Below are 15,934 nucleotides of genomic sequence, written 5' to 3' on the forward strand. Positions count from 1 at the left end.
GATGCCAAAGACCTTGAAGGGTATCGTCGTCGGTTTGTTCATGTTCAATGGCCTATCGAGTGCGATGGCAGAACAATCAATCAACTCAGTCCCACATGTTCAACAATTGGCTCAGCAGGTCGAGGCTGAGTTGCATGGGACAGATCCATTACTTCGCTATCATGCCTATAAAGCCAAAATGTGGTTGAGCTATGCGAAGAGTGAAATTTCAGTACAAGGACTAAGCAGTGCAGGGCAGGAAGCACTTCAGCAGGCTCAAATTTTAGTAGATGGATTCAATCAGCCTGCTCAATTATCCCTCACCACCCCTGTTTTAAGTATGGCACAGGTCATGCGCCGTGATCTTTGGGTTCAGTTAGAGTATTTAAAGGGGCTGGGTGCGATCCATGTTGCCCCAGAGCGTTTGGCGAAAGCCGAGGTCACTCTCGTGTGGGCAGCAGCTGAATACTGTGAACTGGGCTGGCGCCATGCTCGCGAGCACTTTCAAGCAGCAGAACGTACGATTTTTCAAGTCCAACAGCAGTTGCCTTATGTGGTAATGATACCCTCTGATGCATTTGACCTACCCTCGTTGCTGCAACTGAATGGACACGGCTGTCAGGGTGTGAATGCGCAATATTGGCCACTTTTAAATACCGCTCAAATTCAAGTTCCGAGTAGCCGCAGCAGTGAAGGAAATCAAAAATGAAAAAGCATTATTTCACTCGTGTTTTGCTTGCTTTATTATGTGTGACTTCTACTTTGCAAACCGTAGCTGCAGCTGACGTTGCTGCAAGTGCCAATCAAGTTCAAATTCAGCGTAGTTTTGTCAATTTGGATTTTTCTCAGCCTCAACAAACAGAACTTAATAGACAGGTATCACAGGATTTAATACCAGGATGGCGAACGACACATCGCTACTGGGGAAATCTGGGGCGTATTATTGAAATATGGCGTGGAGCTGGGTATGCAGATGCAGGTACTTTACCCAATGCTTCAAATGATCAATATGCCGAGCTGAATGCTGAAGAACCTTCGGCACTTTATCAAAAAGTGTGTTTATTTAGAGGTGAGTCTTTTACTTGGTCATTTAAGCATGCTGCTAGACAATCTAATGTCACAGAAACCGCAGAGTTTTTAATTGGGACTGTGGCTGATCAAGTTGCTGGAAATGCAACCTATGTGGTCACGCCATTACAGTCAATCACGACAAGTTCGGTCACACGTTCAGAATCAGGTCGCTGGGCAACTCGATCAGGAACTGCGACTGTTGGTAGTCTAGTGGCTGAATCGGGGGGGATTTATTCCTTTATTTTTAGAGCAACCAATGGTGCTACTCTTGGTAACCTTTTGGATGATGTCAAAATTGGTTTAAAACCTGCGGTTGAATTTAGCGCAAGCTCAAATAAATATTATGAAGGCAATGATAGTACGACGGGCAAAAAACAGTCTGTGCCTTTTAATATCGTCGGGCAGATTTTAAGCGCTTCGGATATGCCTGTGCTTAACTTTAAAGTTGAATATCCTCCTAACTATAGTGGTGTTAAAGCGGTTTATGGAGTTAATTATGTATTATATAAACAAGCTGCGGATGGTACATTAACCAAGCTAACGACCGCAGATGGTTTAAATACATCTAACCCAAACTCCATTACTTTTAATTATACGCCTGTTTACAATAGTGCTTTAGACTATACCAAAGGCGTACAGGTCAACGGTTTGGTGATTGGTATTTTAGGCAATACCACCGTCAATGCAGACATCACCGTTCCCTTTTCTTTTGCTCTGGATCCTACGAGTAAAGCCATAGCAACCTCTTTGAGCTCTTGTGGTAGCAGTCAGGCAGATATCAAGTTTGATTTAAAAATTCAAGAAGATGATGTTGACCTTTCAGTGGTGAAAGCACTGACCAGCGATTCGCTGACCATAAAAGATCGTTTGGTTTCTTATACGTTAGATGTTGAAAATAAAACTACTGTTCAAGCCGATAGTGTGTTTTTACGCGATAGTTTTAAAAATTTACAACGTATAACAACCACTGGCAGTAATCAGACCACTCTGATGTGTGAAGACTTAACAGACGGAACCAGTAAAGCATGTCCAACGCAGTGGACGGATGCCAACGCACTCACAGCAATCTTCTCCAATACTGCGGGTACGGGCCTAAGCCTTGGTGATATTCCTGCTAAGGCTAAGTATCGATTCACCATTAAGAACCTACTGGTGACAGATACGGACACATCAACCAATGGGCAGACGGTAAATACAGCCACCATTGAAACCACAGCGATGTCTGACTTTGAGCCAACCAATAATATCTCGACAGTTCAAAAGCCGATTATCGGCAAGAGTGATTTGTCCAATAACAAAGCGAATGCGCCTACGACAGAAACAGGTGTGGGCATCTTTAATATTGCGCAAGGTGGACGAACAGGTGCTGCTTTACTCACCAAGTCTGCAGACAGCACGGCGAAAGTTTATTTTCCTTTAAATATTCAAAATGACAGTGCTTTTGCACAAGACTATAAGTTATATGCGTCTAGAACATCTGTTGAGCCGACATTAAATAACACCGATTATTCAACTTTAGTACAAAGTGGCATTAACCCATTTACCTCAGGGCTTAGAGTTGAGTTTTATCCATTGACCACTGAGCAATGTAAAGCTGGAATGACAGGGCAGAGTATTAGCCAACTTAATATTTCTGCCAAAACCACAGCTCAGGTTTGTGCTGTGGTAAGCGTATTACCCTCAGCAAGTAATAGCACCAACATTTGGTTTGCTATTGAATCGGTACAAACGGGTTTTGGTGATGTTATTTTAGATGCGGTCAGTTCACTACAGGCGCAACAGCGTCAATTGATTTTAGTGAATGATCAGCAAGCACAGATTCGGACAGGCGGAACCTTTGTCTTTGCACATCGCTTAACTAATCAGGGCCGTGTGACTGAAAGTGGCATTAAGCTCAGTGTTAATCTGCTCAAACCGAATGATGGATTTTTATACACTTTATTTATTGACCAAAATGGTGATGGTCTTTTAGATGGGGGTGATGTGATGGTGAAAGATTCGGATCGTTATCAGTTACAAGTGGGTGAACAAAAAGCTATTTTGGTCAAAGTGGAAGCACCCACCAGTGCTGTGAATGGTTTGACGAGTCAAGTCGAGTTGATTGCGACACCAGACAATACCAATCAAAGTTTGAGTTTAAGCCCAATCTCAAACAAAGATTTGGTCACGATTGGTATTAATCAAATCACCTTACATAAAACACAGTTCAAACAGACGGGATGTACGGATATGTCTGCTTTACAAGTGGTGAATGCAGCGTATCAAATTGGAAGCACGCAAATTGGTCGTAATGATTGTATTGTCTACCGTATTTTGGTGAAAAATATGGGGGAGCATCCTTTAACCAATGTTGAAGTTAGCGATATGTACCCAGCGTACACCACACCGTGGAATTCGAATAATGTGCTCCCTATGAAAGAGTCTGGAGAAAAAGTTACCCCTCAAGGTAAAAGTGTCTCAACCATTTTCACCGAGCTGTTACCGAACCAGCAAAAGAGTCTGTATTTTGGAATTCGTCTGCAGCCATAGGGTCTTGTAATCTGACCTCAATTTTAAATAAAAAACCGAGTAAAATTCACTCGGTTTTTTTTATGAATGTTTAATTTTGGGGTTTGATAACAGGGATCATCAAGATTTATTTTCTAATTTCCATTCATGACAAAAAGGAGCCTTTCAGCTCCTTTTATTTTTAAATCTTTTCCATGCGACAATAATAAAAACCATCGCCACGCCCTACTTGTGGGAGTAGTTGGCGACCATGAATCTGCTCAACGCCCCAATCGGCATCAATTTTAATTTCTTTCGCATCCGTATGTTCAGCAAAGAAGTCGACCATCTGCTGTTCATTCTCGGCTTTTAAAATTGAGCAGGTGATGTATAACAATGTGCCACCCACTTTTAGCTGTTGCCACATATTTTCAAGAATCTGCTTTTGCAGCTGTACTGTTTTGGCAATATCCCCTGACTGACGCAGTAAACGGATATCGGGATGGCGACGGATTACCCCAATGGCAGAGCAAGGTGCATCCAGTACGATACAATCTGCAAGCTCAGGCGAGGTCCATTTCACCGCATCGGCAGCGATAATGTCGACATACTTTTCATTTAAAGCCAAACGCTCTAAGTTTTCAGAGACACGTTTTAAGCGTTTTTCATCTTGGTCGAGCGCAATCAGTTTTTTCGGCTGATACATCTCTAAAATATGCGCTGTCTTGCCGCCAGGTGCTGCACAGGCATCAATTACGAATTTGCCATTTAAGTCAGGTAACAATGTTGCACAGAGTTGCGCATGTTCATCTTGTACTGAAAAACCACCTACTTCAAAACCTGGTAGGCTTGGGATATGCAGACTGTCATCCAGCACAATGCCAACATTTGAAAGTTCACAGGCATGGGCTTCAATGCCTTCATCTTCTAAAATTTCAAGATATTCGTCACGGCTGACTTGTAAGGTGTTTACGCGCAAGGTTAAGGGTGCAACTTGTTTCAGCTCATAGCTGATTTCAGCCAGTTGCTCGCCCCAGTCTTTTTTCAAACGTTTTGATAACCAACTTGGCAGATTCGAGGCTTGTTCCAAAACATCGTAGAATTGTTCTGTTTCACGTGTTGCACGGCGTAAAATGGCATTCACCACACCACTTAAGCTTTCCATCCCCAATTGTTTGGCTGCTTCTACCGTTTCAGAAATCGCGGCATGCGCTGCAACGCGGGTACATAGCAATTGGTATAAACCTACATATAAACAGGTTTCAACGACTTGGTTTTCCAGTGGCTTAGTCAACAACGGTAAAGTCACTTGTTTAAGTGCATGCCATTGACGTAAGCAGCCAAGAACTAATTCATGGTACAAGGCACGGTCTTTGTCAGACACAATCGCCATGTGTTGCTGAAGCACCGATGCCAGTGATTGACCATTTTGGACAGCCAATAACGTTTTAACAACCTGAGCACGTAAGTTTAGAGTCTTACCTGAGGCGTGGGGAGATTGTTTCATTATAAAATTTGTCCAATATTCAGTTTTTGGGTTTGTAAAATTTGTACGGCATTTAGGGGTTTACCACCCGGCCATTGCAGAGAGCTTAAACACACCGCGTGTTCATCGCCACAAGCCACATGAACACCGTGTTTATCAATGGCTAAAATGGTGCCTGCAGCTTGAGCTTGGGCATTTTCTTGAGACAACATCGAACCCCAAACGCGCAGATTATTGCTTTCATCCAGTGCGATAAATGCGACAGGCCATGGGTTAAATGCACGAATATTACGGTCGATTTGCACCGCTGTTGAAGTCCAATCAATTTGCGCTTCAGCCTTAGAGAGTTTGTGTGCATAGACTGTCAAAGCTTCATCTTGCACTTCGCGGTTGTCTAAATAGTGCTGCAATACGCTTTCAGAAGCTAAAACTTTGACCGTCGCCTCGGCCCCTTGTTGTGCCAATTTGTCATGCAAACTTGCAGAGGTATCTGTAGCTTCAATCGGGCAGTAGGTTTTATACATCATATCGCCCGTATCCAAACCTGCGGCCATTTTCATAATGGTGACCCCAGTTTCGGTATCTCCAGTAGAAATTGCGCGTTGAATAGGCGCTGCACCCCGCCAGCGGGGCAACAGTGAACCGTGAATGTTCAAACAGCCATATTTAGGCGTATCCAAAACCACTTGCGGCAAGATCAGGCCATAAGCCGCCACCACCATCACATCTGCATTTAAGGCCTTGAGTTCAGCTTGAGCAGCCAGACCTTCTTCGGTTGAAGACTTAAAATGCAGTGGTTGATAGACAGGAATATCATGTGCTAAAGCCAACTGCTTCACGGCTGAAGCGGTAAGTTTCTGCCCACGACCTGCTTTACGGTCAGGTTGCGTATAGACGGCTACAATTTCGTGTTCTGTTTTTAGGAGAGCGTCTAATGCCACAGCCGCAAATTCGGGCGTGCCTGCAAAGATGATTTTCAAGAAATACTCGGAAAAAAGGAGAAGATTAAAACAATTATAGCAAAACTCGAGCAGCTACAGATTTATCCTGCATAAAAAGCTGATAGAGCGGTTCTAACTGAATGATGTGCGAGAGTTTTATTCAAAGAAAAGCGCAAGGATCCTTGATCGCATATCGCTCAAAATTTGTATTTCATATAAATAAAACTCATGCAAAATTTAAAAATTATTCATAGAAGTTTTGTATTGCAAGGCGATTGAACGGGTTATAGTAGTTTCCATATGCAATTGAATGTCAGCTTATCGGTTAAAATGTAGCTCGCAAACTTACTGCCTTCGGTAATTTAGGTCGAGATGCCTAAAAACGAGATTTACGCAGAATGCGAATATGCTATGTTTAAATTTTTGACAGTTTGACACTCTCAGAACTCAGATTTTAGCCAGAGTGAATGTGGACATTCATCTCAAGCACAACTATGTTGGAAAAGTACAATGCCTGACTATCGTTCAAAAACATCAACACACGGAAGAAACATGGCGGGTGCGCGTGGCTTATGGCGCGCAACGGGGATGAAAGACGAAGACTTTGGTAAGCCGATTATTGCGGTAGTCAACTCATTCACTCAATTTGTACCGGGTCACGTTCATTTAAAAGACTTAGGTCAACTTGTGGCACGTCAAATTGAGGCGGCAGGCGGCGTAGCTAAAGAATTTAATACCATTGCGGTCGATGATGGGATCGCGATGGGACACGATGGCATGCTGTATTCATTGCCTTCACGTGACTTGATTGCGGACTCGGTGGAATACATGGTCAATGCGCACTGTGCTGATGCGATGGTCTGTATTTCAAACTGTGACAAAATTACCCCGGGCATGTTGATGGCGTCTATGCGTCTGAACATTCCTGTGGTGTTCGTCTCTGGTGGGCCGATGGAAGCGGGTAAAGTGAAAATCCGTGGTAATGAGCACGCAATTGATCTTGTCGATGCCATGATTGTCGCAGCAGATGACAGCTTCACTGATGAAGAAGTGGCTGAATACGAACGTTCAGCTTGTCCAACCTGTGGTTCATGTTCAGGCATGTTTACTGCAAACTCAATGAACTGTTTAACCGAAGCTTTGGGACTATCGCTTCCGGGCAATGGTTCAACCTTAGCGACCCATGCGAATCGTAAAAAACTATTCGAGCGTGCTGGTCAGTTGATTGTTGAAATTACCAAACGTCATTACGAACAAAACGATTACAGCATTCTTCCACGTTCTATCGCGACCAAAGCAGCCTTTGAAAATGCCATGACCCTTGATATTTCAATGGGGGGGTCAACCAATACCGTTCTTCACTTATTGGCTGCTGCCAATGAAGCAGAAGTTGATTTTACCATGACTGACATTGACCGTTTGTCACGTAAAGTGCCTGTGCTGTGTAAAGTTGCACCTGCAAAACAAGACGTGCACATGGAAGATGTACACCGTGCAGGTGGCATCATGTCGATCTTGGGGGAATTGGATCGTGCTGGGTTGCTGGATACGTCTGTACCCACTGTGCATGAAAAAACCTTAAAAGACGCTTTAGATAAATGGGACATCATCCGTACTGAAGACGAAGAAGTGTATCAATTCTTCCGTTCAGCACCGGGTGGTGTACCAACGCAAACCGCATTTTCACAAGACCGTTACTACTCACGATTAGATGGTGACCGTGACAATGGCGTGATTCGTAATGCTGCGCATGCCTTCTCTCAAGATGGTGGTTTGGCTGTGCTGTACGGGAACATCGCACTAGAAGGCTGTATTGTGAAAACAGCTGGTGTGGATGACTCTATCTTGAAATTCAACGGCACCGCACGTGTGTTTGAAAGCCAAGATGCAGCGGTAGAGGCGATTCTAGGTGGAAAAATCACTGCTGGTGATGTGGTGGTGATTCGCTACGAAGGTCCGCGTGGTGGTCCGGGTATGCAAGAAATGTTGTATCCAACCAGTTACTTAAAATCGAAAGGGCTTGGTAAGGATTGCGCTTTACTCACTGATGGTCGTTTCTCGGGTGGTTCATCAGGTCTATCGATTGGTCACGTGTCTCCTGAAGCGGCTGAAGGTGGTGCGATTGGTTTAGTGGAAGATGGCGACCGTATCGAGATCGATATTCCAAACCGTAGCATTCACTTGGCCGTGGATGAAGCAACCATGGCTGCGCGCCGTGAAGTGCAAGAAGCCAAAGGCTGGCAACCTGCTGAACAGCGTCCACGTAAAGTGTCTAAAGCTTTAAAAGCCTATGCGATGCATACCACGAGTGCGTCTAAAGGTGCGGTACGTGAAATTTAAGCTGTAGTGTTTGACTGATTAAAAAAAGCACTCCATTTCGGGTGCTTTTTATTTAAAAGTCATTGGTTCAGCACAATGGAGTCTTAAATAGATTTCTCAAATTGCAGTTGATAACCTTCGGTTCGACCTACTTTTGTTTCGGCAAAAGTAGGCAAAACCATTGGTCGTCAGCAAAACCTGTTTATTTTCTGCATCTAAAAGAATGCCTTGAAAAAAACCGCCCATTGAATCGGCTACGCAGGTTGCGGACGACGTTTCCGTGTATCAGACAACCTGATGGATTCAAGGTCAATAGGTTAAGACCGTGAAGAGCTTGATGGGGATTGACTCAAAAGTCTCATTGTACTTTTATGTCTAGCCTGCTTTCTATACAATAAAAACAGAAAAAATTGCCAAGACTGTAGAGCAATACTCAGCCACCGCTAAGGACAAATACAATGAGTAAAGACAATATCCGCGAACATTCAGCTCCTGTTTATGAAGGGATTGAAAATGCGCCCGCACGTTCCATGATGCGTGCAACAGGCTTTAAAGATTCAGACTTTACTCGTCCCTTTGTCGGTATTGCATCTACTTGGGCCAATGTCACGCCGTGTAATATGCATATTAATGAACTGGCAAGTGAGGCCGAAAAAGGGGTCAATCAAGCTGGCGGCAAAGGCATTATTTTTAACACCATCACCATTTCAGATGGCATTTCTAACGGCACCGAAGGCATGAAGTATTCATTGCTGAGCCGTGAAATTATTGCCGATTCGATTGAAGCCGTGGTGGGCTGTCAGGCCTATGATGGGGTGATTGCGATTGGTGGTTGTGACAAAAATATGCCGGGTTGCATCATGGGCTTAGCGCGTTTAAACCGTCCGGGTTTGTTTGTCTATGGCGGTACCATTAAGCCGGGTGCAGGGCATACCGATATGATTTCAGTCTTTGAAGCTGTGGGTCAGCACGCCAAAGGTGAAATCAGTGCCATTCAAGTTAAACAGATTGAAGAAGTGGCGCTGCCAGGGCCGGGTTCCTGTGGTGGCATGTACACTGCAAACTCGATGGCCTCTGCGATTGAAGCCTTGGGCATGAGTTTGCCGGGTTCCTCTGCACAAGAAGCGGTTTCGGATGACAAACGGATCGACTGCCAAAAAGCAGGTGAAGCGGTGATGAATTTGCTGCGCTTAGACCTGAAGCCGCGCGACATTATGACCAAAGCCGCATTTGAAAACTCAATTAAAGTGCTGATTGCCTTGGGCGGTTCGACCAATGGGGTGCTGCACTTACTGGCGATGGCACATACTGCTGGGGTTGAACTGAGTTTGGATGATTTTGTCCGTATTGGGCAAGAGATTCCCGTGGTAGCCGATGTGCGCCCATCTGGCAAATATTTAATGTCTGAGTTGATCGCGATTGGGGGCATTCAACCGTTGATGAAGCGCATGTTGGATGCTGGCATGCTCGATGGTTCATGTTTAACGGTCACTGGAAAGACCTTGGCGGAAAATTTGGCTGAAGTTGAAGACTATCCAGCAGGTCAGCAGATTATTTTACCGTTCGATGCACCAATTAAAAAAGACTCTCACTTGGTAGTGCTTAAAGGTAACCTGTCTCCAACAGGTGCTGTGGCTAAAATCACGGGCAAAGAAGGTTTGTATTTCGAAGGGCCAGCGCGTGTCTTTGAAGGTGAAATCGGTGCGATGCGTGGCATCTTAGATGGCGAAGTTCAAGCGGGTGAAGTGGTGGTGATTCGTGGTGAAGGGCCTAAAGGTGGACCGGGCATGCCAGAAATGCTGAAACCGACCTCAGCGATTATTGGTAAAGGTTTGGGTAAATCTGTGGCGCTGATCACTGATGGTCGTTTCTCTGGTGGCAGTCATGGTTTTGTCATTGGTCATGTGACCCCAGAAGCCTATGAAGGTGGGCCAATTGGTTTAGTGCAAAATGGCGATAAAATCTCAATCAATGCAGAAACCCGCGAAATGACGTGGCATGTTTCGGCAGAAGAGATCGCAGCGCGTCAAGCCGCGTGGGTGAAACCGCAACCGAATTATCGTTATGGGGCTTTGGCCAAGTTTGCAAAACTGACCACTGGTGCGGAAAAAGGCGCGGTAACTGATCTAAATTTAGATGTCTAATTGATCATTTTGCTGTGAATTGATATAAACCCTTGTAGTACTTTCAAGGGTTTAATTTAGAGGCTTTGCTCATGTCACTGTTGCGTCGATGGTTCGATCCGATTCGATCGCGTTGGTTTTACCAAAAACCGATTCGTCAAACGGTCGTATCTACAGAACAAGGCTTGAGTATTCATTTACGCCTCGACGATGTATATAGCTATTTAGCGGTTCAGCAGTTACCACAAATTGAAGAAATTTTAGCGGACGAACTGAAGCCATTGAAGGTGGTCATTTCCAGTCAGGCTGCAGAACCGCCGAATCAAATGTCGGCTTTGGAGTGGCAAACTTATTGTTTAAATGATGCCAAAATTCTGTCGCGCCAGCACCGTTTTAGTTTTCACGAAACGCCAGAACAACCCAGTCCAGAGGCGCTGAGCCAAGCGGAAACCATCTTGCGGCATACGCCGCTGCGTGGGCAGGACTTTTTGTATTTGCTGGAAGATGTGTTTCACATGCTATGGCAAAAACAAGAAGGTAAGCTGCGCACCTTATATGCGATGGCCAGCCGTCACCATCAAGAGCAACAATTTCCAGAACGTATTTTTAATGATGATGCGGTACTGGCTAGTTACTTCCAGCTCGGTGACCGTCAGTATCATGCCGTCGATGATCTGCTGCGTTTAACGCGCCGTTTAAAACAACAAAAACTATTTACCGATAACCCCATTTTTTTGATCAATCATATTGATTGGCGTGAGCATTTGATTAGTGATGCTGAAGAGTTAAATGAAATTCAGGCGCTCGATCCAGAGTTAGATCTATACGTTGCGCTGGAAGATCCAATTTCATGGTTGTTATTGGCTTATATTAAAGAAGAACTGGCCGATTATTATAATATTCAGCTCAATGTCTACCCGCTCAGTTATCACGGTCGAGACGGGTTTGACTGGAGTTTGGCAACGCGTTTATCCAAACGGACAGAAATCAAATTCACACCGTTTTGCCGTCCGACGCAAGCAGCCACTTTGGCGATGGCGCAGTTATTTTATAGCGTGCCTGAAGAGCAGCGCGTTGATGCCATGTATCGGATTTTGAAAGCCGTTTGGACCCAAGGCAAAGATTTATCCTTTAAATCGCATTTTGATCAACTGATGCAAGAATTGGAAATTGCAGCATTGATCACCGAAGATGTAGAGGCCAAGCTTCAAGAAAATGACATGCTCTGTGAAATGAAGTCCCAGCCTGACTTCCCCGTGATTGAACTGCGTGTGGATGGGCAGAGCTATGTCTTTAATAGTCTGTATCGCGTCTGGATGATTGAAAGTATTTTCAGTAATGTGCTGGAAGATCAATATAAAACTGACCCTGTGGATGAAGGCGAAGGCTGAGTCATTGAAGTGCTTATTAATAATGTTAATGAGGTTTAACAATTAAATTCATTGTTAAATTTTATTAATAAATAGGCTTCCAAATGAAAATGATTATAATTGGCATTCTTTCTGTATGTTGATTGATGTTATGCGTTTTCATATTTCTTCTTTGAGCTTATCCATTCTGGCCGTGATGACTACAGCAGCGTTTGCTCAGGGCGAGACACAGGAAACAGCATCATCCCAAGTTTTACCGACTCTGCAATTTGAAGCCCAAGATGCAGATGAAAAAGCATACGCAGCAAAAACTGCATCAGCTGTTTTGCGTTCAGATGCAACGCTGTTTGAAACTGCGCAATCAATCAGCGTGATTAGTGAAAAACAACTCGAACAGAAACAACCAAAAACACTGTCAGAAGCCTTGCAGGGTGTAGCGGGGGTCACCGCAGGACAGTATGGTCGCCGTGGTTGGGATGACTTTATTATCCGTGGTCAGGTTTCCAGCGCACAAACCTATGTCGATGGCTTGCGTATTCAAACTTCTGATAATGCCCTACGTTCAGAAGACATCAGTGGTTTACGGTCTATTGAGGTTGTCAAAGGGCCGACATCGACTGGTTTTGGCTTTGCCTTGCCGGGCGGCTTAGTTAACTTAACCACCAAACGTCCTGAGGCAAAGACTTCTTATCGTGGCAGTGTAAGCTATGGTAGTAATGCTTTGATTGATGGAACATTTGACATTAACTATGCACCAAATGTCAGCGAAAAAGGGGCGTTTCGTGTGGTGGGTCATGCCTCTGACCAAGATGATCCAACCGATTATGTTTATTATAAAAATTATTATATTGCGCCCTCTTATAATTTTGATTTAGGCGAAAAAGATGAGTTGTCTGTGATAGCGAGCTATCAACATCGTGATTTTATTCGTCAGCAAGGGATTCCTTATAGTAATGGTGCTTATAAAAACTATTCACAGACCTTATTTTTTGGCGCGCCGAATTTAAGCAATACGGTTGATGTTTTGCGCTTAGGTTCGAACTATGCACATTATTTTGATAATGGCTGGACCTTTAAGCAAAATTTTGCAGTCACTACAACCGATGCAGATAATAATCCTGTATTGGCAGCTAGTGGCGCTTCTTTACCGAAAATCTCTAGGAATGTCGAAAGGCAGATTAAAGATGATGTGAATTTTGCATTAGATCATAATCTGTCGCGTCATTTCGATTTGGGCAAAACCCAATATGATTTGATGGTCGGTTTGGACATGATGCATGAACGCAGTGATTACGAACGTCAAAGTGATAAAGTGAAGACTTCATTTGATGCGGATAACCCGATCTATATGCCTATCGCAAAGGCGACCACGACCAAATCGCATCAAATTACAGATACCCAATATATGGGCGTATATCTGCGTAATAATTTTAAAATTGATGATCATTGGATCTTAGGCTTATCGGGTCGTCATGATTGGACGCAAGTTGAAATTGATAATATTTTAACGAATACAACGACCAAAAATTCAGATAATGCTTTTACGGGTAATGCATCCTTGATGTATCAAATCAATGATATGTTTGCCCCTTACTTGAGTTATGCAACCTCATTCTTTCCTGTGAGCGACACTGGCGCTGGCGGAATACTATTGGACCCTGAAGAGGGAGAGCAGTTTGAGGTTGGTGTTAAGTTCCAAGGGCTGAATCAAAGACTGCAAGGTTATGTGGCTTATTATGATTTAACCCGTCAGAACGTGACTGAGTCGGATTCTACCCTCGGTTATTCTGTGCAAATCGGTGAACAAAAAACAAAAGGTTTTGAGACTGAGTTATCCGCTGCGTTGACGGATCAATGGAACTTGACCGCAACCTATAGTTATATTCCTACTGCGGAAACGACAGAAAGTACCACCAGCAGTGATATCGGCAAACGAATTAACCATGTGCCTAAAAATGCAGCCTCTTTATCAACCCAATACTTTTTTGCGGATGAGCAACTGGGCTGGAATATTGGTGCCATTGTGAATTATCAAGGCGAGCGTACAGCACAACGTGGGACTTCTTATGTGCCACTATCGAGCTATACGCTGTATGACGTCAGTGTAGGCTATGAAGCGAAAAATTGGGGTGCAAAGTTCAGTGTAAAAAACCTGTTTGATAAAGAGTATTTAGTCGGAACCACACCAAATGCGCAATTGGTCAATTGGGGCGATCCACGTACTTTCCGCTTCAGCCTAAATTTCAAATACTAAGCAGAATCGCACTGCATCACATCTGGATTCAATAACAGTTGAGTCCAGTCCATTCTTCCCAGTAAGCCTCAATCTTTGGTTGAGGCTTACTTCTAAAAACAATGATATGAGCCCACATTTAAATTTTATAGCATGGCGCTAAGTGTTTAGAGAGAAGCGTCATGCTTGCTTTTGTTATTTTTGTTTTTGCTGTCGCAGGCATGATTAAGGGCACCATTGGTCTGGGTTTGCCCGCCGTGTCGATGGGACTTTTATCTTTGGTGATTAGCCCATTTCAAGCGGCAACTTTGCTGATTATCCCTTCCATGGTCACGAACTTTTGGCAATTGTTTGCAGAAGGGCGCGTACTGCGACTGGTACAGCGCTTTTGGCCGTTGCTGGTGGGCATGATCATTGGTTCAGTTTGGAGTGTTTTTCCTACGCTCGGACATGGCGAATTTCAAAGTGAAGCGCTGTTGGGCGGGATGCTGGCCATTTATGGTCTATATGGTTTGTTTGCCAAAAACATGCCCCACTTAGCTCCGTATGAAAAATATTTATCACCGATCATGGGCTATTTGGGCGGTGCTTTGACGGTGGCGACAGGAGTGGTGGTGATTCCCGTGGTGCCGTATTTGCAGTCCTTGCATTTGAAACGGGATGATTTGGTACAATCGCTCGGCCTTGCCTTTACCGTTTCAACTTTATGTCTTGCCGTGTATTTACATCTAAATCCTGTTGAAGACACTCCAATTGACTATCAACTGTCGTTGATCGCACTGCTGCCTGCATTGCTCGGAATGTGGTTGGGCACTAAAATTCGCTATCGCATCCCTGAGCAAGCCTTTCGTAAGGTGTTCTTTGTGGGCCTAGTCTTATTTGGCAGTTATATGGTTTTACATCAACTGGGCTGGCTTTAATGCGCAATGAGTTGGTCATGTTGGCTCAAGAGGAATTGACTAAAGCGTTGATAATCTGCGGGGAGCTGATCAAAACACCGTGCTGCTAATAGCAACTTGCGGTTGGCCCATTTGCCTAAGAGTTCAACCTGCTGAAAATCATACTGTGCTTTTAAACGCAGTGCTGCCCGTTTGGGAATAATCGCAATGCCGACGCCATTGGCAACGACTTGGGCGATTGCAGCAAAGTTCGGCACCCGTAGACGATAGTGGATGTCACAGCCTAAGCGTTTGGCTTGCGCTTCTATTGACTGTTGTAAGGAGTGATATTGCATGAGGCCCACAAACGGATGTTGCAATAATTCACCCAGTTCTAGTTGAGCTGCAGTTGCAAGTGGATGTTGGCTTGGGCAGATCAGTACCAACGGGTCTTCAGCAAACTCTTGAGTTTCAAGCTGCCCTGCATCAAAAAAACCAGAGATCAGTCCCAACTGCGCCGTACCTGTACTGAGAGCCTGAATAATGTCATTGGTTTCGGCTTCCTTTAATTCAATATGAATCTTTGGATTTTCCATTAAATACTGCGGCAATAAATTCGGTAAGTACTCACTCTGCGCCGATGAGTTGCACCACAATATAATGTTACTCGTTGCACTGTGCGCAAAGGGCAGCATAGCCTGTTGTAATTGTTGCTGTTGTTGCAGCAAGTACTGCGCATGTTCTGCAAAGGTTTGTCCAGCAAGGGTCGCTTTTACCCCGGTTGCATGGCGGGTAAATAAACTGACTTCAAAATGCTGTTCTAATTTTTTAATCCGTTCACTGGCGGCCTGTAAAGAAATGGCGGAACGTTCTGCACCTTTGGTTAGACTGCCTGTACTCAGGATATTGATAAACAATTGCAGATCAAAAAAATCAAGGCGCATGGCAGGGTCAAAGCGGAAAATGTTGCTTTATCTTAGTCCTTTTTGTGTTTTGAGACATCCCTTTAGGTGTAATAGGAGTCAGAGCATTAGACCAAAAAAAGCA

At 44.3% G+C, this 15,934-nt stretch carries 10 protein-coding genes; 7 read left to right on the top strand and 3 right to left on the bottom strand.

The annotated features are described in order from the left end of the window. The first annotated feature begins 1 nt into the window (after position 1). Entirely contained in the window at positions 2-688 is a 687-nt protein-coding gene (locus ACG9ZB_RS10065) for a hypothetical protein (RefSeq protein WP_419325604.1), read from the top strand. Then, a complete protein-coding gene (locus ACG9ZB_RS10070; protein WP_419325606.1) occupies positions 685-3,579 on the top strand; it encodes a hypothetical protein in 2,895 nt (964 codons plus the stop codon). The genes ACG9ZB_RS10065 and ACG9ZB_RS10070 overlap by 4 nt, the downstream gene beginning before the upstream one ends. Positions 3,580-3,739: 160 nt before the next feature. Here the strand turns inward: ACG9ZB_RS10070 and rsmB are convergent, their stop codons facing one another. Together rsmB and fmt are read right to left on the bottom strand one after the other, a co-directional pair. Then, on the bottom strand, positions 3,740-5,044 hold the full coding sequence (gene rsmB, locus ACG9ZB_RS10075) for a 16S rRNA (cytosine(967)-C(5))-methyltransferase RsmB (RefSeq protein ID WP_419325608.1): 1,305 nt from the start codon (positions 5,042-5,044) through the stop codon (positions 3,740-3,742). Next, complete coding sequence (fmt, locus tag ACG9ZB_RS10080; protein WP_419325610.1) at positions 5,044-6,003, bottom strand: methionyl-tRNA formyltransferase; 960 nt, start codon at positions 6,001-6,003, stop codon at positions 5,044-5,046. The genes rsmB and fmt overlap by 1 nt, the downstream gene beginning before the upstream one ends. Positions 6,004-6,474: 471 nt before the next feature. Here fmt and ilvD (ACG9ZB_RS10085) point away from each other — a divergent pair, with 471 nt between their 5' ends. The 5 genes from ilvD (ACG9ZB_RS10085) to ACG9ZB_RS10105 all read left to right on the top strand — a co-directional run bounded on the left by ilvD (ACG9ZB_RS10085) (position 6,475) and on the right by ACG9ZB_RS10105 (position 14,929). Next, the gene (ilvD, locus tag ACG9ZB_RS10085; RefSeq protein WP_419325611.1) at positions 6,475-8,304 is read left to right on the top strand and encodes a dihydroxy-acid dehydratase; all 1,830 of its coding nucleotides are present in this window, start codon (positions 6,475-6,477) and stop codon (positions 8,302-8,304) included. Positions 8,305-8,741: 437 nt separating this feature from the next. Then, on the top strand, positions 8,742-10,427 hold the full coding sequence (ilvD, locus tag ACG9ZB_RS10090) for a dihydroxy-acid dehydratase (RefSeq protein WP_419325612.1): 1,686 nt from the start codon (positions 8,742-8,744) through the stop codon (positions 10,425-10,427). 71 nt (positions 10,428-10,498) lie between these two features. Further along, positions 10,499-11,797 (top strand): hypothetical protein, encoded by a 1,299-nt coding sequence (locus tag ACG9ZB_RS10095; RefSeq protein ID WP_419325613.1) that lies wholly within the window; start codon positions 10,499-10,501, stop codon positions 11,795-11,797. 130 nt (positions 11,798-11,927) lie between these two features. Then, positions 11,928-14,030, top strand: a complete 2,103-nt coding sequence (locus ACG9ZB_RS10100; protein ID WP_419325614.1) for a TonB-dependent siderophore receptor — start codon at positions 11,928-11,930, stop codon at positions 14,028-14,030. Positions 14,031-14,191: 161 nt separating this feature from the next. Further along, positions 14,192-14,929: a sulfite exporter TauE/SafE family protein gene (locus ACG9ZB_RS10105; RefSeq protein WP_395474976.1), complete on the top strand. Its 738-nt coding sequence runs from the start codon at positions 14,192-14,194 to the stop codon at positions 14,927-14,929. On the opposite strand, the gene ACG9ZB_RS10110 is transcribed toward ACG9ZB_RS10105, so the two are convergent. Beyond that, on the bottom strand, positions 14,926-15,831 hold the full coding sequence (locus tag ACG9ZB_RS10110) for a LysR family transcriptional regulator (protein ID WP_419325615.1): 906 nt from the start codon (positions 15,829-15,831) through the stop codon (positions 14,926-14,928). The genes ACG9ZB_RS10105 and ACG9ZB_RS10110 overlap by 4 nt on opposite strands. Positions 15,832-15,934 lie beyond the last annotated feature (103 nt).

The sequence above is a fragment of the Acinetobacter johnsonii genome, from assembly GCF_048551975.1.
Taxonomy (GTDB): Bacteria; Pseudomonadota; Gammaproteobacteria; order Pseudomonadales; family Moraxellaceae; genus Acinetobacter; species Acinetobacter johnsonii_A.